This window comes from Microbacterium sp. KRD172, from assembly GCF_017168295.1.
In the GTDB taxonomy this organism is placed as follows: Bacteria; Actinomycetota; Actinomycetes; order Actinomycetales; family Microbacteriaceae; genus Microbacterium; species Microbacterium profundi.
On the sequence record NZ_JABFAS010000002.1, the window covers coordinates 2,391,797 to 2,409,190 of the forward strand.

Consider the following 17,394-nt stretch of genomic DNA (forward strand, 5'->3'; position numbering starts at 1 on the left):
GCCTCGGACGTCCGCCGGGATAGCCTGAATGCATGACGACGACCATCACCGCACGCGCTGTCCTTCTCGACATGGACGGCACGCTCGTCGACTCCACGGCCGTCGTCGAGCGCCTGTGGCTCGAGTGGGCGCAGCCGCACGGACTCGACCGCGACACTGTGCTCAAGACCGTGCACGGGCGTCAAGGCTGGCAGAGCATGGCGATCCTCCTCCCCGAGCGCGATCACGCGATCAACCGCGAGGAGAACCAGCGGATGCTGGCGCGGGAGAGCGCCGAGACCGACGGCGTCATCGCGATCCCGGGCGCCGCCGAACTGCTCCGGTCATTGCAGGACATGCCGCACGCGATCGTCACCTCTGCCGATGTCGCCCTGATGACGGCGCGGATGGGCGCCGCTCGGCTTCCGATGACCGAACTCGCGATCACGGCCGAGCACGTCTCGCAGAGCAAGCCCGATCCGGAGGGGTTCCTGCTCGCGGCATCCTCACTGGGCGTCGATCCAGCCGACTGCGTGGTCTTCGAGGACTCCGGCGCCGGCATCCGGGCCGGAATCGACGCCGGTATGACCGTGATCGGCGTCGGTCCGCATGCGCCATCATTCGCGCCGGCGCATCACGTCGACGACCTCACTCAGGTCGCGATCGCCCCCGCGGGGGACGGATTCGAGATCAGGATCGGCTGAGCGCCGCGATCGCCTCGCGCAGGATGCCGTCGACCTCTGCCAGAGCGAGCGCCGCACGCGGCGCATCCGCGCCTGTCGCGAGGATCAGCAGGGCCAGCTTCACCGAGCCGTCCGCTGCGCGCAGGGCCGCAGAGGCCTCGTCGACGCCGACGCCGGCGAGCTGCGTCACGGTGCGCACCGAGCGCGCATGCAGCTTCTCGTTGGTGGCGAGCAGATCGACCATGACGCCACGGTAGGTCTTGCCGAGCTTGATCATCGACAGCGTGGTGAGCATGTTCACGACGAGCTTCTGCGCAGTTCCGGCCTTGAGCCGCGTGGAACCCGAGATGAATTCAGGACCTGTGACGACCTCGATCGCGATCTCAGCGGCGGCACCTATCGCGGAGTCGGCGTTGGATGCGATCGCCGCTGTCAGCGCACCGACGCTGCGCGCGTAATCGAGGCCGCCGATCACGTACGGCGTGCGACCGGATGCGGAGATCCCGACGACCGTGTCTCGTTCACTCAGCTCGAGCGCGCGCAGCGACGCCTCCGCAGCATCCGCATCGTCCTCCGCGTTCTCGACCGCGGAGCGGATCGCGGTCTCGCCACCTGCGATGAGACCGACGACCATCGACGGGTCCGTGCCGAATGTCGGCGGGCACTCGCTGGCGTCGAGCACTCCCACTCGGCCCGCCGTTCCTGCTCCGATGTAGATGAGGCGTCCGCCGCGACGGAACCGCTCGGTGATGCCCTCCACCGCACGCGCGATCTCATCCGCACGCTCTGCCACCGCGACCGGCACACGCTGATCCTCGGCGTTCATCCGGCGCACGAGCTCTGCCGTGTCGAGCAGATCGAGGTCGCCGCGCTCGGTCGTCGACGCCTCGGTGCCGAGGGCGGCGAGCTCCTCGAGCAGATCTGCGAGTCGGGTCGCGTCGGAGTCATTCGCAGAGGTGTCATTCGGCACGATGCACGAACCTTTCGTGGGGCATGTCTGTGCGGTGCACGAGGTGCGCCGCACCGTCGAAGGCGTCGCCGGCGGGGTGCACGATCGTGCCGCCGGCTGCGGTGAGGGAGCGCTCGAGTCCGGCGCGGAACCAGGAGTGATCGGTGAGTCCGCCATGGATGGCGACGTCGACGACGCGATCGGATGCGGCGAGCGCGGTCGATGTGAGCAGGCGCACGGCTTCGGCGGCGATGTCCGAAGCGACGACGTCGCCTGCCGCGGCGGCGTCGAGCACGAGCGGAGCGATCGTCGCCAGCTGCCTGGCGGTCGCGATGCCCGCTGCCAGCCAGGTGACGGGATCCGGATGCGGCGCCACATGCGCGCGCACGGCATCGGTGAGCATCGTCTCGGGGCCGAGGCCGTCTCTGGCGCGCAGCACGGCACGCGTGCCTTCCCGCCCGATCCACGATCCGCTGCCGAAGTCACCGAGATCGGGGCCCCAGCCGTCGACCAGGCGCAGCCCCTCGGCATCCGCACCGAGTGCGACGGCACCGGTGCCGGCGATGAGCAGAGTGCCGGGGGCACCGCCCAGCGCCCCGACGTGCGCCGTCACGACATCCGAGGCGACGGCGACAGGCGCACCGAGCGCGTCGGCGAGCAGACGCGCGAGAGCGGCTGCGGCATCCGGCGCCGTCCACGCTCCTGCCGCGCCCACGCCGAGGCCGTCCATGCGCCCAGCTTTTTCGGGTCCGGCCTTCTCGAGCAGCTTCAGGATCGCTGCGGCGGCATGGTCGACGCCGTCGACCGCGGCGAGGCCGGGGGTGCCATCGCCCGTGTGCGTGTCACGACCATCAGGCGTGATCACGGCGACGCGGCACCGCGACTTGCCCAGATCGACGGCGGCAGTGATGTGCTCGATCGGCATCTCTGGACTCTCGTGTCGTCGGCTGCGGTTGTCGGAAACAGTCTACAGTCGAATGCAACAGACTGAAAACTATTTACCTCCCGAGGAGCGCGGATGAGCATCCAATCGACGATCGAAGCATCCACCTCGACTCTTCCGCCCTCTCTGGCTCGCATCGCGGGAGCCGTGAGGGAGAATCCGTCGATCGTGATCGACATGACGATCAACGAGCTCGCGGCCTCCTGCAGCACCTCCGTCGCCTCCGTGGTGCGCTTCTGCCGCGCGATCGGTTTCAGCGGTTATGCACCGTTGCGCATGGCACTCGCCACCGAACTCGGCAAGGAAGCCGCGCAGTTCTCGGCGAAGGGAGCCTACGGTTCGGAGATCTCCGACGACGACTCCCTCCGCGAGGCCCTCTCGAAGCTCGCGGCGCTGGAACTGCTCGCGATCGAAGAGACCGTCGCTCGACTCGACTTCGACGTGCTCGAGGCTGCGATCTCCGACATCGACCGGGCCGATCGCATCCTGCTCTACGGCATCGGCGCCAGCCGGTTCGTGGCAGAGGATCTGGCCCACAAACTGCTGCGCGTCGGTCGCAATGCGCGTCTGATCACCGATCCCCACGAGGCGATCACCGCGACCGTGCTGCACACGGGGCCGACCGTCGCGGTCGGGTTCTCACACTCCGGCGTCACGCCCGAGACCGTGCGTTTCCTCCGCAGCGCCGGCAGCAATGGCGCCGCGACGATCGGGGTGACCTCGGCGAAGGGCTCGCCTCTCGCCGACGCGGCGGATCATGCGCTCTTCACCGAGGTGCGTGAGTCGACGTTCCGCGCCGGCGCGATGGTCAGTCGCATCGCTCAACTCGCGCTGGTCGACTGCCTCTTCATGGGCGTCGCCAAGCGCCGCTTCGCCGAGACGGTGGATGCTCTCACACGCACCCGCGACGCCACCCGCGCCCTGCGGGACTGAGTCCTCGCTCACGCATCACCGGGCTCGCCGACCGCCGTCGACACCTCCTCGGCAGCCCGGAGGAAGACGATGATCCAGCTGAAGATCAGCACGGCGGCGATCAGCTCGACGGCGGTCAGGTTGTAGTAACCCGTCGCGAAGAACACGGCCAGCAGCACGATGACGGCGACGTAGGCGTATCCGAGCGCGATGAAGACCTTGGAGATCCTCGGCAGCATCCAGGGCAGACCGATCACGACGACGGCGAAGGCCACGGCCATCCCCGTCGCGACGGTGTTGTGCACCACGAAGAACGCATCGACGGGGAAGATGCCGACGCAGGTGAGGAAGACGCCGATCAGGATCATCCCGATGCGCACGAGTCGTCGGCCTCTGGCGTCCCTCGGTGCGTCGACGGGGAGTCCGGCCGTCGAGTAGCGCGCGATCGTGGTCACGATGATGCCGGCGACGATCAGCGTGCCGTTGAAGATCCAGGACGAGTCGTTGCTCGCCATGCCGAGGGCGGAGAGATTGTCCTGCCACCAGTGCGCATCGGTCGCGGTCAGCATGCTGGCGAACGCGCCGACCACGAGGAAGACCGCGAGGACGAGGGACAGCGACATCGGCGTGAGCGACACAGCGCTGAGGAAGCACACGTACGCCGTCAGCGCGAAGGCGACGGCGACGAGCACAGCGCCGGGGAAGGCGAAGACAGGGGCGTCGGTGAAGCTGCGGGCCAGGAGCAGCGCGATCCCCGCCCAGCCGAGGAGCGCAGTGACGGCATACGCGAGGGCGATGGCGGCGATGTCGTACCAGCGCAGTCGGTCATCGCGCATCACGAGCCCGTCGCTGTGGATGACGCGGCGTCCCGGTCGGACACCGAGCCGCCCCAGCAGCGCCGACAGCACCGCGACGACCGCGCCGCCGATCGACGCGTACGTCCCGATCGAGCGATCACCGACGATCGACAGCTCATGACCCCAGAACACGAACACGGACACGACGAACCCGATGGCGAAGAACACCGCTCCCACGAGCAGAGCGGCCGTCTCGAGCGAGACCGCCCCCTGCGGCGGGCGCAGCAGCGTCCGCCAGGAGAACTGTTCGGACGCGTTCACAGCAGGATCGGACTCTCGATCGGTCACGCCGTTGGCGCGAGACCCAGGTCTTCTTCGCGGACCGTGCCCTGGAACGACCACGGGAAGTTGATCCACAGATCGGTGTCCTTCCACGCGTAGTCGGGCTGGATGATCGTCGACGGCTTGGTGTAGATCGTCACGGATCGCACCTCTGCGCCCTTCGCCCGCAGCAGTTCCACCGCCAGTGCCAGCGTGCGCCCTGAGTCCGCCACGTCATCGACCAGCAGTACACGGCGCCCGTCGAGATATGCCATGTCCAGTTCGGGCGGAAGCACCTCCGGCGCATCCAGGACAGTACCGATGCCGGTGTAGAACTCCACGTTGATCGCTCCGCAGTTCTTCGCGCCCAGCCCGTAGGCGATCGCTCCTGCGGGCAGCAGCCCACCGCGGGCGATCGCGACAACGACCTCCGGCTCGAATCCGCTGGCGACGATGCTGCGCGCGAGGTCTCGCGTCGCTGCTCCGAAGCCGTCCCAGGTGAGTGTCTCGCGTTCGATCGCAGCATCCGTCATGCGTCTATTCTGCCGTTAGAATCGTCGATGTCCGGATTGCCTCGAAAAGGGGCGCCGGTGCCCGAAAAAGGGGCACGAAGCATTCGCCGCGATGTCGCGCGAAGCGAGACACACACGGAATCGATCCGTCGTCTCGAAAGGCATTCCCCATGCCCACTGTGTCCGCTCACGTCGCCCTCACTCTCGCTCAGCACATCGACGCCGTCTTCGGTGTGATGGGCAACGGCAACGCCCACTTCCTCGACGCGCTCGAGCGCCAGACGCCGGTGAAGTTCACCGCCGTGCGCCACGAGCAGGGCGCGGTCGTCGCCGCCGATGCCCATCACCGCGCGTCCGGGAGGATCGCCGCCGCCACCACCACCTACGGCGCCGGGTTCACGAACACCCTGACCGCGCTCGCGGAGGCAGTGCAGGCGCATGTGCCGCTCGTGCTCGTGGTGGGCGACGAGCCCACCTCCGGCCCGCGCCCCTGGGACGTCGATCAGATCGCGCTCGCTTCGGCCGTGGGCGCGCGGACGTACACGGTCGGACGAGCGGATGCCGCGGCGACGACGATCATCGCGATCGAGCACGCACTGACCTATCGCGTGCCTGTCGTGCTCGCGATCCCCTACGACGTCGCCGCGCTCGAAGCCGGACCGGTGCCTCCTGCACCGGCACCGCGCATCCCGACGCCGCTCTCACCCAAGGGAGAGTTCGCCGAAGGGATGCTGGATGACATCGCCGCCGCGCTGCGCGATGCCGAGAGGCCAGTCCTGCTCGCCGGTAGGGGTGCGTGGCTGGCGGGTGCCTCTGCCGCGCTGGGCCAGCTCGCCGATGCGACCGGGGCGCTCACGGCATCCACCGCGCTCGGGCGCGGAGTCTTCCCCGCAGCGGAGTACGACCTCGGCGTCACGGGCGGGTTCGGCGCCGAGGGCGCGATGCGGCTCATCCGCCAGGCCGATGTCGCCGTCGTCTTCGGTGCCTCACTTAATCAGTTCACGATGCGCTTCGGCGAACTGTTCGCGCCGGGTACGCGAGTGTTCCAGATCGATGTCTCCCCGACAGCGACGCATCCGCACGTGGGCGGGTTCCTGCGCGGCGATGCACGGATCGTCGCCGAGCAGCTCGTGGCCCGGCTTCAGGACGGGCACCTCGGTGCACGCGTTCCTCGGAGAAGTGCACGTACTTCGGAGGAATCCGACGAAAAGGTCCGAGCGGAGAGCACTTCTCCGAACGAAGTGCCCGCATCGTGGCGGGAATCCGTCGACGTCGACGCGGCCCGCGCATACGAGCGCGGTGATGATCTCGCCGCCGACGGCAGGCTCGACCCTCGCTCGGCGGCCCGGCGGATCGCAGAGCTCCTGCCGGAGGACAGGGTCGTGGTCTCCGACGGCGGGCACTTCATCGGCTGGGCGAACATGTACTGGCCGGTGTCGGCGCCGGATCGGATGATGATGGTCGGCACGGCGTTCCAGGCCATCGGCCAGGGCTGGCCGAGCGTCGTCGGCGCGGCCAGGGCACGGCCGGACTCGACGATCGTGCTCACCTCGGGCGACGGCGGGGGGCTCATGGCGATCGCCGATCTCGAATCGGCCGTCCGCGCTGCCGGCGGTCGCGGCTGCGCAGTGATCTGGAATGACGCCGCTTACGGTGCCGAGGTCCACCTCTACGGTCTGAAGGGCCTCGCCGAGGAGCCCATGCGCATCCCCGAGGTCGACTTCGCGGCCTTCGCCGGGGCGGTCGGCGCCGAAGGCGTCGCGGTGCGCACGCTCGAAGATCTCGATCGGCTCCGCACCTGGACCGCGGAAGACCCGTCGACCCGCCCGTTCCTGCTGCTCGATCTGCGCATCTCGGGCGATGTGGTCGCGCCGTATCAGCAGGAGATCATCCGCGTGAACTCCTGATCGGCAGCGCGGGCGCTGTCAGTCGATCTGCTCGATCCCCTGCATCCGCACCTGCTCGAGATCGAGTCGCGCGGAGATGCTGCGCACGACGAGATCATCGACGGTGCCAGCGCGCCGCAGACCGTGCAGCACCTCGCGCTTGTGCTCGAGCACCGCGAGCTTGAGCCGGGCGTACTCCTCGTGCCGGATGAGCGGCGAGCGCTGCAGGACGTCGACGTCGGCCGACGTGGCCACCATCTGCAGCGTCGTGCCGTCCGTGATCTCATCCGACGCGCTGACGCCGACCGGGTCGGGATCCAGGTCCGCGATCGCGCCGCCCGCCAGCGGATCCGGCTCATCCAGCAGATCCTCCATCGCACCGACCTCTGCGTCGATCAGTGCGCGCTCCCTCGCCATCGCTCGGGCATTGGCGAGCTCGAGCATCTCGTAGCCGTCGCGGCGCACCCGATCGCGCACCTCGTCGCTGATGCCGTGCTCGGAGGCGAGGGCATCCAGCGCCGCCATCGCCGCCCCGGAGATCGCGCGCTCTGCGAGTTCGAACTCCTCATCGGCCGCGTTGTCATCAGGGAACCCCGCCCACCTCACGACAGCGGGCAGCAGCGGACCCTGCACGAGCAGGCTGAGCAGGATGACCCCCGCCGTCACGAAGATGATGTCGTCCCGACCGGCGAGCGCCGTTCCGTCCGGAGCGGTCAGAGGCACCGACAGCGCGATCGCGAGCGACACGGCCCCTCGCATGCCCGCGACAGTGCTGACGATCTGCGCCCGAGTCCTCAGTCCCCGCGGATGCACGGCGACGCGGGCTCCGCCGAGCCGCTGGAAGGGCACTGACAGCAGTTGGAAGCCGAAGCGCACCAGCAGCAGCGTCACCCAGACAGCGACCGTCGTCAGCACGAGCCACCCGATCATCTGCAGGGAGGTCTGATGCACGACCCACTGCACTTCGAGTCCGATCAGCACGAAGAGGGCGCCGTTGAGCAGGAAGACTCCGAACGGCCATACCGCCTCGGACTGCCGGCGCGACGCGGCCGTCGTGATCCGCGGTCCGAGATACGCCGCGATGAGACCTGCGACGACCACTGCCAGCACACCGGACGCGTGGATCATCTCGGCGAGCAGGAAGGCGACGAACGGCAGGAGCAGCAACGTCACGTTGATCGTGATCGTCGTCCTGACCCGTCGCAGCACCAACCACCCCGCGGCGGCGACGAGGGCTCCTACGGCGATGCCTCCGAGATACGAGACGACGACTGTCCAGGTGACGGAGAGGGGCGTCACGTCGCCGCCGACCGCGAGCGAGACGGCGATCGCATAGAGCACGAGCGCCGTGCCGTCATTGGTGAGGCTCTCAGCCTTCAGCTTCATGAATGCCCGCTGCGGCAGCAGTCGACCGAGGGCGGCGACCGCGGTGGCATCGGGCGGAGCGACGGCCGCACCGAGGATGAGGGCGATCTCCCACGGCATCCCGAACAGCACGGCCACGCCGGCCACAGCGAAGGCCGAGGCGACGACCAGCAGGGTGCTCATCGGGAGGATGTAGCGGAAGTCACGGCGGATAGAGCGCAGCGATGTCGTCAGGCTCTCCCAGTAGAGCATCACCGGCAGGAAGAGCAGCAGCACCGTCTCCGGCGGCAACTGCACCTCGCGCAGTGCGGGCACGAACCCGAGCAGCAGGCCGAAGACGACCAGCACCAACGGCAGCGCCAGCCGTACCCGCGGCGCCAGCATCGTCCCGATCAGGATCGTGAGTCCGAGCAGGACCGTGATCTCGAGACCTTCCATGCGACCACCCATCTGCATCGCGGGCTGATCCGCGAACGTGCTCAGGACACAGCATCCATTGTGCTCTCGCTATTCCCGCCGCGACAGGCCGAGCCGATGCGGGCGCAGCCCCTCACTCCGGATGCGGGGGCTCGATGTCCAGGCGCACGCGCTGTGCGGCGAAGCGCGTCACCAGGTGCTGCAGCGGGGTGCCGTCGGGAAGGGTGTCGAGCGCCTCGGCGACGAGCACGATCGCTCCTGGACGGATCTCGAGCATCTCCGCCTCCTGCGCTGTCGCGTGCCGCGCGCCGACCACAGTGGAGGCGCGTACGTAGTCGTCGACGCCCTGCGCGGCGAGGGCCGCGGTGAACGACCCGGTGCGCCGGAATGCTCCTGCGATGTCAGGCAACCGTTCGGCGGCGAACCAGTGCGTGCCGATGGAGATCGGATGGCCGCCGACCGACCGCGTGCTCTCGATCCTGACCGCCTCCCCGCCGGGTATGCCCAGCCGGAGCGCGATGTCCGCCGGCGCGGGTTCGGTCGCGCTGTCGAGCACGCGGCTCTTCGTCCGGGTGCTCTCCTCCTCACCGAGGCTGCGCATCATCCGGGTGCGCAGGCCGATCCGGTGCACGAGCACCGACTCACCCGTGACGAAGGTGCCGCTCCCCCGTCGCGATTCGATGAGTCCGTCCTGCGCGAGCGCGGCGATGGCCTGGCGGGCCGTGTGACGATTCACGCCGTACCGCTCCGCGATCGCGTTCTCGGTCGGCAGCCGGTCCCCCGGCCGCAGACGCCGCTCGGAGATCTCGCCGCGCAGCTCTTCGGTGATGAGCCTCCACGCCGAATAGCCGCTGTTCGAACGCGGGGCCGCGTCGGGGTTCGTCATCGCACTCCTGCCCTCCGGACCCTGCGGCCGTGACCGATTCACCTGTTGTTCATCGTCTGGTGCGCCGAAGTTGTCCCGGTGCGCTTTCCTTCTCGACCATACCGGCCTACTGTCGAGTTGTATAGATACGTAGATAACTTTACGCAGCAAGAAGGAGTCGGACGTGAAGGACATCGCATCGTGACAGCGGACACGAACGGGGCGCACGAGACCTCGGTCGACGAACGTCGACGCGCCGCCCGCGCGCTGTCGCAGGCGTCACTCGATGAACTCAGCGCGCTGTGGGCTCAGTGGTCGCAGCGGCCGGACGTCACCTACCTGCGAGGACCGGAAGCCGGGCTCGTCATGGTGCAGGGGCGCATCGGCGGCACCGGCGACCGGTTCAATCTGGGCGAGGCGACCGTGGCCAGGGCGACAGTGATGCTTCATGGACCGGGCGTCGACGGCGCGAGCGGCACATCGTACGTGCTCGGCAGCCACCCCGAGCACGCGGGACTCGCCGCGGTGTTCGATGCGCTGCTGAGCGCTCCCGCGCAGCGCGAACGCGTCCTCGCCGAGGTGATCGAACCTCTCGAACGCGCTCAGAGCGCGCGGGATGCCGAAGCCGGAGCGGACGCGCGGAGCACCGTGGTCGACTTCTTCACCGTCGCAAGGGAGCACGAATGAGCATGCTGACCGCCCGGAACCACACTCCGGGGTTCGCCCATCCCGTGCGAGACGCGCAGCGCGTGTTCCGTGCGGTGATGGAGGCCCTCGCACGACCCACCACGCCCCAGCGCATCGATCCCGTGGTCGCACCGCCGGAGCCGCTGGGCGCCGCACTCGGAGCGGTGATCCTGACGCTGTGCGACGAGCAGACCCCCGTCTGGCTCGACTCCGCACTGCGCAGCGCACCCGAGGTCGAGGCCTGGATCGTGTTCCACACCGGTGCACGCATCGTCGACGCCCCGGCAGACGCATCGTTCGCGATCGCCTCCTCACCGGAGACCGCACCCGCGCTGTCGGCGTTGTCGCGCGGAACCGACGAAGAACCGCATGAATCGGCGACACTCGTGATCGATGCACGCGCATGCGCGGGCATCGACGGCCTTACCGCCAGCGGTCCCGGCATCCGCGAAACCCGCACGTGGGACGGCGCCGGACTCCCCGACGGATTCCTTCCGCAGTGGCAGGAGAATCGCGCGCTGTACCCGCGGGGCGTCGACCTCATCCTCGCCCACGAGCACACGGTCTGCGGGCTGCCAAGAACGACGGCGCTCACGGGCGCTCTGCAGCACGGTCTCGACAGAAGGAGCGCCTGATGTACGTCGCCGTCAAGGGAGGCGAGAAGGCGATCGCCAACGCGCACGCGCTGCTCGCGAAACGCGGTCGAGGTGAGACGGATGCCGCCCGCATCGATCACACGCAGATGCGCGATCAGATGGGCGTGCTCGTCGCACGCGTGATGACCGAGGGGTCGCTCTACGACCCCGACCTCGCGGCGAAGGCCCTGCTGCAGGCACAGGGCGACGTGCTCGAAGCCGTCACGCTGTTGCGCTCGTACCGCACCACACTGCCCCGGTTCGGCCACACGGTCGCGATCGACACCGCTGGACTGCCGTCGGAGCGGCGCGTGTCGGCCACCTTCAAGGACCTGCCCGGCGGTCAACAGCTCGGCGCGACGTTCGACTACACGCACCGGCTGCTCGTGGACGAGCTGGAGACGCCCGACCTGCCCGCCTCGGATCCCGTCGAGGAGCAGTCCATGCCGAGAGTCACCGACCTGCTCGGAATAGACGCCCTGATCGAACCGGATCGTCCGGCCGAGGGATGGACGGACCCGGACCCTGCGGATCTCACGAGGCAGCCGACCGTGTATCCCATGACCAGGGCGGCGCGGCTGCAGGCGCTCAGCCGTGGCGACGAGGGGTTCCTGCTGTCGCTGGGATACTCGACGCAGCGCGGGTTCGGCAACAACCATCCCTTCGTCGGAGAGGTGCGCGTCGGACAGGTCGAGGTCGAGCTCGAGATCCCTGAACTCGGTCATGCGGTGCCGATCGGACGGATCGAGGTGACCGAGTGCCAGATGGTGAACCAGTTCGTGGGCAGTGCCGAGCAGGCGCCGCAGTTCACCCGCGGGTACGGCCTCACGTTCGGTCGCGCGGAGCGCAAGGCCATGTCGATGTCGCTCGTGGACCGTGCATTGCGCCGCGAGGAATTCGACGAACGCGTCGTGTCGCCGGCGCAGGACGAGGAGTTCGTGATCTCGCACGCCGACAACGTGCAGGCCACCGGGTTCGTCGAGCATCTCAAACTGCCGCACTACGTCGACTTCCAGGCGGAACTCGGGCTGATACGCCGACTCCGCGCCGAGTTCGACGCACGCCACGCCGAGGACTCGCGTCCTGATGACGCTGCAGAGAAGGGAGTCGGATCATGAGCCTCTCCACCTCACCGCGCATCGTCTACAACGAGGGCTACCTCGATGAGCAGACCAAACGCGTCGTGCGCAGAGCGCTGCTCAAGGGCATCGCGATCCCCGGCTTCCAAGTGCCGTTCGCATCGCGCGAAGTGCCGATGCCCCGCGGCTGGGGCACCGGCGGCGTACAGGTGACCGCGTCGATCATCGGAGACGAGGACACTCTGAAAGTGATCGACCAGGGCGCCGACGACACCACGAATGCCGTGTCGATCCGGCAGTTCTTCGAACGCGTCGCGGGAACCGCCAGCACGACCCGCACGGACGAGGCCACCATCATCCAGACCAGGCACCGGATCCCGGAGACGCCCCTGGCCGAGCAGCAGATCATCGTCTACCAGGTGCCGATCCCCGAGCCGCTGCGCTTCCTGGAGCCCAGAGAGACCGAGACCCGGCGCATGCATGCTCTCGAGGAGTACGGTCTGATGTACGTCAAGCTCTACGAGGACATCGCCAGGTACGGGCACATCGCGAAGACGTACGACTATCCGGTGCTCGTGCACGGCCGCTACGTGATGGCCCCGTCGCCCACCCCGAGCTTCGACAACCCGAAGATGCATCAGAACCCCGCGCTGCAGCTGTTCGGCGCGGGACGCGAGAAGCGGATCTACGCCGTCCCTCCCTACACCGACGTCGTGAGCCTCGGCTTCGACGACTTCCCGTTCGAGCCGCAGACCTTCGAGCAGGCGTGCGAGATCTGCGGCTCGCGCGGGGTGTACCTCGACGAGGTCATCACCGACGACAGCGGCGGGGCGATGTTCGTCTGCTCCGACACCGACCACTGCGAGCGCACGGCCGCCGCCGCGCGGCTCGACCAGGACGCTGAACGCCACGACACGGAGATGAACGCATGATCGACGAGACTCCCCTGCTCAGCGTTGATGCCGCCGGGCATCGCTATGGGGACCGCTTCGGATGCCGGGACGTGAGCTTCGACCTGTGGCCGGGTGAGGTACTCGCCGTCGTCGGCGAATCGGGCTCGGGCAAGTCGACGCTGCTCGGGATGCTGTCGCAGCGGCTCTCCGCGGATGAGGGCCGGATCAGCTACCTGACGACTTCCGAGAACGGGCTGGAGGGCGCACAGGGCGCCGGCCACGCGCTGCTCGATCTCGCGACGCTCAGCGAACGGGAGGTGCGCCGACTGTGGCGCACCGAATGGGGGTTCGTGCACCAGAACGCCGCCGACGGACTGAGGATGCACGTCAGCGCCGGAGGCAACGTCGGCGAGCCGCTGATGGCCAACGGCTGGCGGCACTACGGCAGCATCCGAGCCGAGGCGGAGGCCTGGCTGGGGCGTGTGGAGATCCCCGCCGAGCGCATCGACGATTCCCCTTCGACCTTCTCGGGGGGAATGCGGCAGCGCGTGCAGATCGCGCGGAATCTCGTGTTCGGGCCGCGTCTCGTCTTCATGGATGAGCCCACCAGCGGTCTGGATGTCTCTGTCCAGGCGCGTCTGCTCGATCTGATCCGCTCGCTCGTGACCGAACTCGGTCTGGCCGTCGTGATCGTCACCCACGATCTCGCGGTCGCGCGTCTGATCTCGCACCGGACGCTCGTCATGAAAGACGGCGCCGTGGTCGAGTCGAGCCTCACCGATCGGGTGCTCGATGACCCGCAGGCCGCGTACACCCAACTGCTCGTCTCATCGATCCTCCAGGGATGAACCTCATGATCCACAACGAATCGCACGATCTGCCGACGGATGCCGTGCTCTCCGTGATCGACGTCGCGAAGACCTTCACTCTTCACCTGCAGGAGTCCCAGCGCCTCCCGGTGCTGCGCGGGCTGACCTTCGACGTGGCACGAGGGACGTGCGTCGTGCTCGGCGGCGAATCGGGCGCTGGCAAGAGCACCGTGATGAAGATGATCTACGGCAGCTACGGCACCGACTCGGGGCGCATCCTGCTGAGTCATCACGGTGAGGTCCTTGACCTCGCCGCCGCGCAACCGCGGCAGGTGCTCGCGGCGCGGCGCGACACCGTGGGCTACGTCAGCCAGTTCCTCCGCGCCGTTCCTCGCGTTCCCGCGCTGGACGTCGTCGCCGAGCCGCTCGTCGAGCGCGGTGTCGACCGCCCGGAGGCCCGTGACCGTGCCGGCGCCCTCCTGGCACGACTGAGCATTCCCGAACGGCTGTGGAAGCTGCCTCCCGCGACGTTCTCCGGCGGCGAGCAGCAGCGCGTGAACGTCGCGCGCGGCTTCATCATCGATCGTCCGCTGCTGCTGCTCGACGAGCCGACCGCGTCGCTCGACGCCCGCAATCGTGCGGTCGTGATCGACCTGATCCGCGAGAGCCTCGGCAGAGGGTCCGGCATGCTGGCGATCTTCCATGACGCGGACGTGCGCGAGGCCGTGGCGGATGCCGTGGTCGATGTGCAGGCGTTCACGCCGGCACGAGAGGAGGTCGCCGCGTGACGAGGTACGCCGTGTACGCCGTTCCGGGAGCGCATGACGCTGATGCGGATGCCGCCCGCCGTCTGCGCGATGCAGCCGAGGCATGGCTCGCCCGTGAGGACGTGCGCGACCTCACATCCGATGCGCGGCGCTACGGGTTCCATGCCACTCTCAAGGCTCCGATGCGCCTGGCGGACGGTCGCACCGAGGCGGAGCTGCGCGCGGCGGCCGACGCGTTCGCGGCTGAGCACCGGCCACTGAGCATCCGCGCACCGCGCGTGACCGCGATCGACGCGTTCCGTGCGCTCGTTCCCGCACCAGGACAGCAGTCCGCGCTCGCGGACCTCGCCGCCGAGAGCGTGCAGGTGTTCGACGAGTTCCGTGCGCCGCTCAGCCCGGAGGATGTCCGTCGGCGCCGACCGGAGCGGCTCACGCCCCGGCAGCGCGAACTCTTCGAACGCTGGGGCTACCCGTATGTGCTCGACGAGTTCCGCTTCCACCTGACGCTGACGGATGCCGTGCCCGTCGAGCGCAGCGCAGGGGTGGACGCCGCACTCGACGAGCACTTCGCTCCGGTGACCGGCGTCGACGTACCGCTCACGGCGATCGCGATCTGCGTCGAACCCGCTCCCGGCGCCGCATTCGAGCTCTTGTCCGTCCATCCGTTCGCCCTCCGAACCCCACAGGAGACCACCTGATGTCATACACGTTGACCAACGCGCGCATCGTGCTCGAGAACGAGATCGTGCACGGATCCGTGCGCGTCGCGGACGGGCGCATCACCGAGGTCTCGGCGGTCGCGCGCCCTTCGGCCGACGGCACCGTTCACGAGGACCTGGGCGAGGACTACCTGCTGCCGGGCCTCGTGGAGTTGCACACCGACCAGGTCGAAGGCCACCTCCAGCCCCGGCCCCAGCGATTCTGGGACCCCATCCCCGCGGTGATCGCCCACGACGCGCAGATGGCCGCGTCGGGCATGACCACGGTGCTCGATGCGCTGCGGATCGGAAGCGGACCCGGCGAGAACCGTCTGGCAGGCAGGGCGCGTGTGCTCATGGATGCCGTGGTGCACGCGGCCGAGGCGGGACTGCTGCGCGCGGATCACCATGTGCACCTGCGCTGCGAGGTCGCGACGCCGGATGTCGTCGAGGTCTTCGACGACATCGGAGGGCACGAGCGCGTGCGGCTGATCTCTCTGATGGATCACACCCCTGGTCAGCGCCAGTACGCCGATGTCGAGGCGTTCCGCACCTACATGGTCGGCAAGCACAGTTTCACGAACGAGCAGTTCGACCAGCATGTGGAGGCTCTGCACCAGTACTCGTCGCAGTTCTCCGCGGACAATCGACGACTGATGGTCGAGCGCGCCACCGCGCGCGGCATCACGATCGCCGCGCACGATGACGCCACCCAGGCGCACATCGACGAGTCGGCAGCGGCGGGCGTGCGGATCTCGGAGTTCCCCACGACGATCGAAGCCGCTCGTGCGGCACGTGCCGCCGGTCAACTCGTCGTGATGGGAGCCCCGAACATCATCCGCGGAGGTTCTCACTCCGGCAATGTGGCCGCGACCGAACTTCTCCGCCTCGGGCTGCTGGACGTGCTCTCCAGCGACTACGTTCCCTCGAGCCTGCTGAACGCTGTCTTCCATCTGTTCCACAGCGGAGACGTGACGCTTCCGCAAGGTGTCGCACTGGTGAGCGCCAACGCCGCCCGCGCGGCAGGCTTCGACGATCGCGGTGTCATCGCGGCCGGTACGCGCGCCGATCTCGTGCGCGTGCACGCGTACGCCGGCGCTTCCGCGGAGCAGCATCCGCTCGGTTCGGCGCTCCCTATCGTGCGCGGTGTCTGGCGCGAAGGGACCAGGGTCGCATGAGCGGAGTGTTCGTCGCGATCGTCGGACCGAGCGGAGCCGGCAAGGACACCGTCATCGAGCATGCCAGGGCCGCGCTGGCCGACTGCGACGACATCGTCTTCCCCCGCCGCCTCATCACGCGCCCCACAGGCGACGGCGAGGACTGCATCTCGGTCACGGACGACGGGTTCGCGCATGCCGAGGATCGCGGCGAGCTCGCCCTGACCTGGCGAGCGCATGGTCTCGCGTACGGCGTCCCCGCGTCGGCGCGGACGACGGTCGCTGCCGGGGGCGTGGTCGTGGCCAACGTCTCACGCGGCGTGGTCGCGCAGCTGCCGGCGCTGTTCGGAGAAGCGCGGGTGGTGCGCATCACGGTGTCGGACGAGATCCGCCTGGCGCGCATCATCGCCCGTGGCCGGGAGACCCGCGAGGCGGCTGCGGCGCGCGTCTCCCGACCGGACCCGGCGCCCGAGCACCCTGTCGACCTAGAGATCGTCAACGACGGCACACTCGACGAAGCCTGCGAACGCCTCGTCGAGTTCCTCCGCCACGTGCGGGAGGTCGTGCCGCGCTGACCCCGCGGGGCTGTGCTGCGTCGACCTGCCGTATCAACTCCGGTCGGGAAGCTGCTGCAGCGTCCAGGTGTTGCCGTCGGGGTCGTCGAACGTCACGAACCGGCCCCACGCCTGTTCGTCGACGCCGTTCGCCTCGACACCGGCATCGCGCAGCTGTGCGAGCGCGGCATCCGCGTCAGGCACCACGACCTGGATCGTGTTCTGCTGACCCGGTTCGAGATCGAGGCCGAGGCCCTCGCCGAAGGCGATCGAGCAGGCCGACCCAGGCGGAGTCATCTGCACGAACCTCAGACCTTCGTGGACGACCTGATCGTGGTCGGCGTTGAAGCCGATCTTCACATAGAAGTCCTTCGCCCGGTCGACGTCGCTGACCGGCACATGGATGAGTTCGATCTTCCAGTCCATCACTCGCTCCTCCTGGCGGGCGTCGGCGCCCGTCGACGTTCACGGTACGCGCGGCCACCG

Annotated in this window: 19 protein-coding genes; 12 read left to right on the forward strand and 7 right to left on the reverse strand. The window is 68.6% G+C overall.

Annotated features, from left to right (window positions below):
* Positions 1 to 32 precede the first annotated feature (32 nt).
* The gene (locus J1M43_RS11930) at positions 33 to 683 is read left to right on the forward strand and encodes an HAD-IA family hydrolase (RefSeq protein WP_206476809.1); all 651 of its coding nucleotides are present in this window, start codon (positions 33 to 35) and stop codon (positions 681 to 683) included.
* On the opposite strand, the gene murQ is transcribed toward J1M43_RS11930, so the two are convergent.
* Together murQ and J1M43_RS11940 are read right to left on the reverse strand one after the other, a co-directional pair.
* A complete protein-coding gene (gene murQ / locus J1M43_RS11935; RefSeq protein WP_206476810.1) occupies positions 670 to 1,632 on the reverse strand; it encodes an N-acetylmuramic acid 6-phosphate etherase in 963 nt (320 codons plus the stop codon). The genes J1M43_RS11930 and murQ overlap by 14 nt on opposite strands.
* Positions 1,622 to 2,536, reverse strand: a complete 915-nt coding sequence (locus tag J1M43_RS11940) for an N-acetylglucosamine kinase (RefSeq protein WP_206476811.1) — start codon at positions 2,534 to 2,536, stop codon at positions 1,622 to 1,624. The genes murQ and J1M43_RS11940 overlap by 11 nt, the downstream gene beginning before the upstream one ends.
* 93 nt (positions 2,537 to 2,629) lie before the next feature.
* Between J1M43_RS11940 and J1M43_RS11945 the strand changes: the two genes are divergently transcribed.
* Positions 2,630 to 3,487, forward strand: a complete 858-nt coding sequence (locus J1M43_RS11945) for a MurR/RpiR family transcriptional regulator (protein ID WP_206476812.1) — start codon at positions 2,630 to 2,632, stop codon at positions 3,485 to 3,487.
* Between the two features lie 8 nt (positions 3,488 to 3,495).
* Here the strand turns inward: J1M43_RS11945 and J1M43_RS11950 are convergent, their stop codons facing one another.
* Positions 3,496 to 4,584 (reverse strand): DUF998 domain-containing protein, encoded by a 1,089-nt coding sequence (locus J1M43_RS11950; RefSeq protein ID WP_206476813.1) that lies wholly within the window; start codon positions 4,582 to 4,584, stop codon positions 3,496 to 3,498.
* A 23-nt stretch (positions 4,585 to 4,607) separates the two neighbouring features.
* Positions 4,608 to 5,117, reverse strand: a complete 510-nt coding sequence (locus tag J1M43_RS11955) for a phosphoribosyltransferase (RefSeq protein ID WP_206476814.1) — start codon at positions 5,115 to 5,117, stop codon at positions 4,608 to 4,610.
* A gap of 149 nt (positions 5,118 to 5,266) precedes the next feature.
* Between J1M43_RS11955 and J1M43_RS11960 the strand changes: the two genes are divergently transcribed.
* Positions 5,267 to 7,003, forward strand: coding sequence for a thiamine pyrophosphate-binding protein (locus tag J1M43_RS11960; protein ID WP_206476815.1), 1,737 nt, complete (start codon positions 5,267 to 5,269; stop codon positions 7,001 to 7,003).
* Between the two features lie 18 nt (positions 7,004 to 7,021).
* Here the strand turns inward: J1M43_RS11960 and J1M43_RS11965 are convergent, their stop codons facing one another.
* Together J1M43_RS11965 and phnF are read right to left on the reverse strand one after the other, a co-directional pair.
* Positions 7,022 to 8,785 carry a Na+/H+ antiporter gene (locus J1M43_RS11965; RefSeq protein WP_206476816.1) on the reverse strand — a complete coding sequence of 588 codons (1,764 nt, stop codon included), beginning with the start codon at positions 8,783 to 8,785 and terminating at the stop codon, positions 7,022 to 7,024.
* Between the two features lie 112 nt (positions 8,786 to 8,897).
* Positions 8,898 to 9,650 (reverse strand): phosphonate metabolism transcriptional regulator PhnF, encoded by a 753-nt coding sequence (gene phnF / locus J1M43_RS11970; RefSeq protein WP_206476817.1) that lies wholly within the window; start codon positions 9,648 to 9,650, stop codon positions 8,898 to 8,900.
* A gap of 180 nt (positions 9,651 to 9,830) precedes the next feature.
* Between phnF and phnG the strand changes: the two genes are divergently transcribed.
* From phnG to phnN, 9 genes are read left to right on the forward strand one after another with little or no spacing between them, the layout of a single operon-like run.
* Positions 9,831 to 10,316, forward strand: a complete 486-nt coding sequence (phnG, locus tag J1M43_RS11975) for a phosphonate C-P lyase system protein PhnG (RefSeq protein ID WP_307823425.1) — start codon at positions 9,831 to 9,833, stop codon at positions 10,314 to 10,316.
* Positions 10,313 to 10,951 (forward strand): phosphonate C-P lyase system protein PhnH, encoded by a 639-nt coding sequence (phnH, locus tag J1M43_RS11980; protein ID WP_206476818.1) that lies wholly within the window; start codon positions 10,313 to 10,315, stop codon positions 10,949 to 10,951. Before phnG ends, phnH begins: the two co-directional genes overlap by 4 nt.
* A complete protein-coding gene (locus J1M43_RS11985; protein ID WP_206476819.1) occupies positions 10,951 to 12,069 on the forward strand; it encodes a carbon-phosphorus lyase complex subunit PhnI in 1,119 nt (372 codons plus the stop codon). The genes phnH and J1M43_RS11985 overlap by 1 nt, the downstream gene beginning before the upstream one ends.
* On the forward strand, positions 12,066 to 12,962 hold the full coding sequence (locus tag J1M43_RS11990) for an alpha-D-ribose 1-methylphosphonate 5-phosphate C-P-lyase PhnJ (protein WP_206476820.1): 897 nt from the start codon (positions 12,066 to 12,068) through the stop codon (positions 12,960 to 12,962). The genes J1M43_RS11985 and J1M43_RS11990 overlap by 4 nt, the downstream gene beginning before the upstream one ends.
* A complete protein-coding gene (gene phnK, locus J1M43_RS11995) occupies positions 12,959 to 13,771 on the forward strand; it encodes a phosphonate C-P lyase system protein PhnK (RefSeq protein WP_206476821.1) in 813 nt (270 codons plus the stop codon). Before J1M43_RS11990 ends, phnK begins: the two co-directional genes overlap by 4 nt.
* The gene (phnL, locus tag J1M43_RS12000) at positions 13,768 to 14,520 is read left to right on the forward strand and encodes a phosphonate C-P lyase system protein PhnL (RefSeq protein WP_206476822.1); all 753 of its coding nucleotides are present in this window, start codon (positions 13,768 to 13,770) and stop codon (positions 14,518 to 14,520) included. Before phnK ends, phnL begins: the two co-directional genes overlap by 4 nt.
* Positions 14,517 to 15,197 (forward strand): DUF1045 domain-containing protein, encoded by a 681-nt coding sequence (locus J1M43_RS12005; protein ID WP_206476823.1) that lies wholly within the window; start codon positions 14,517 to 14,519, stop codon positions 15,195 to 15,197. The genes phnL and J1M43_RS12005 overlap by 4 nt, the downstream gene beginning before the upstream one ends.
* Complete coding sequence (locus J1M43_RS12010) at positions 15,197 to 16,375, forward strand: alpha-D-ribose 1-methylphosphonate 5-triphosphate diphosphatase (RefSeq protein WP_206476824.1); 1,179 nt, start codon at positions 15,197 to 15,199, stop codon at positions 16,373 to 16,375. The genes J1M43_RS12005 and J1M43_RS12010 overlap by 1 nt, the downstream gene beginning before the upstream one ends.
* A complete protein-coding gene (gene phnN / locus J1M43_RS12015) occupies positions 16,372 to 16,929 on the forward strand; it encodes a phosphonate metabolism protein/1,5-bisphosphokinase (PRPP-forming) PhnN (RefSeq protein WP_206476825.1) in 558 nt (185 codons plus the stop codon). The genes J1M43_RS12010 and phnN overlap by 4 nt, the downstream gene beginning before the upstream one ends.
* 33 nt (positions 16,930 to 16,962) lie before the next feature.
* On the opposite strand, the gene J1M43_RS12020 is transcribed toward phnN, so the two are convergent.
* Positions 16,963 to 17,334 (reverse strand): VOC family protein, encoded by a 372-nt coding sequence (locus J1M43_RS12020; protein WP_206476826.1) that lies wholly within the window; start codon positions 17,332 to 17,334, stop codon positions 16,963 to 16,965.
* Between the last annotated feature and the right edge of the window lie 60 nt (positions 17,335 to 17,394).

Bases quoted from the DNA above. Each gene is read 5' to 3' on its own strand.
- J1M43_RS11930 (WP_206476809.1), top strand. From the start codon at position 33: ATGACGACGACCATCACCGCACGCGCTGTCCTTCTCGACATGGACGGC.
- J1M43_RS11940 (WP_206476811.1), bottom strand. From the start codon at position 2,536: ATGCCGATCGAGCACATCACTGCCGCCGTCGATCTGGGCAAGTCGCGG.
- J1M43_RS11945 (WP_206476812.1), top strand. From the start codon at position 2,630: ATGAGCATCCAATCGACGATCGAAGCATCCACCTCGACTCTTCCGCCC.
- J1M43_RS11955 (WP_206476814.1), bottom strand. From the start codon at position 5,117: ATGACGGATGCTGCGATCGAACGCGAGACACTCACCTGGGACGGCTTC.
- J1M43_RS11960 (WP_206476815.1), top strand. From the start codon at position 5,267: ATGCCCACTGTGTCCGCTCACGTCGCCCTCACTCTCGCTCAGCACATC.
- J1M43_RS11965 (WP_206476816.1), bottom strand. From the start codon at position 8,785: ATGGAAGGTCTCGAGATCACGGTCCTGCTCGGACTCACGATCCTGATC.
- phnF (WP_206476817.1), bottom strand. From the start codon at position 9,650: ATGACGAACCCCGACGCGGCCCCGCGTTCGAACAGCGGCTATTCGGCG.
- phnH (WP_206476818.1), top strand. From the start codon at position 10,313: ATGAGCATGCTGACCGCCCGGAACCACACTCCGGGGTTCGCCCATCCC.
- J1M43_RS11985 (WP_206476819.1), top strand. From the start codon at position 10,951: ATGTACGTCGCCGTCAAGGGAGGCGAGAAGGCGATCGCCAACGCGCAC.
- J1M43_RS11990 (WP_206476820.1), top strand. From the start codon at position 12,066: ATGAGCCTCTCCACCTCACCGCGCATCGTCTACAACGAGGGCTACCTC.
- phnK (WP_206476821.1), top strand. From the start codon at position 12,959: ATGATCGACGAGACTCCCCTGCTCAGCGTTGATGCCGCCGGGCATCGC.
- phnL (WP_206476822.1), top strand. From the start codon at position 13,768: ATGAACCTCATGATCCACAACGAATCGCACGATCTGCCGACGGATGCC.
- J1M43_RS12010 (WP_206476824.1), top strand. From the start codon at position 15,197: ATGTCATACACGTTGACCAACGCGCGCATCGTGCTCGAGAACGAGATC.
- phnN (WP_206476825.1), top strand. From the start codon at position 16,372: ATGAGCGGAGTGTTCGTCGCGATCGTCGGACCGAGCGGAGCCGGCAAG.
- J1M43_RS12020 (WP_206476826.1), bottom strand. From the start codon at position 17,334: ATGGACTGGAAGATCGAACTCATCCATGTGCCGGTCAGCGACGTCGAC.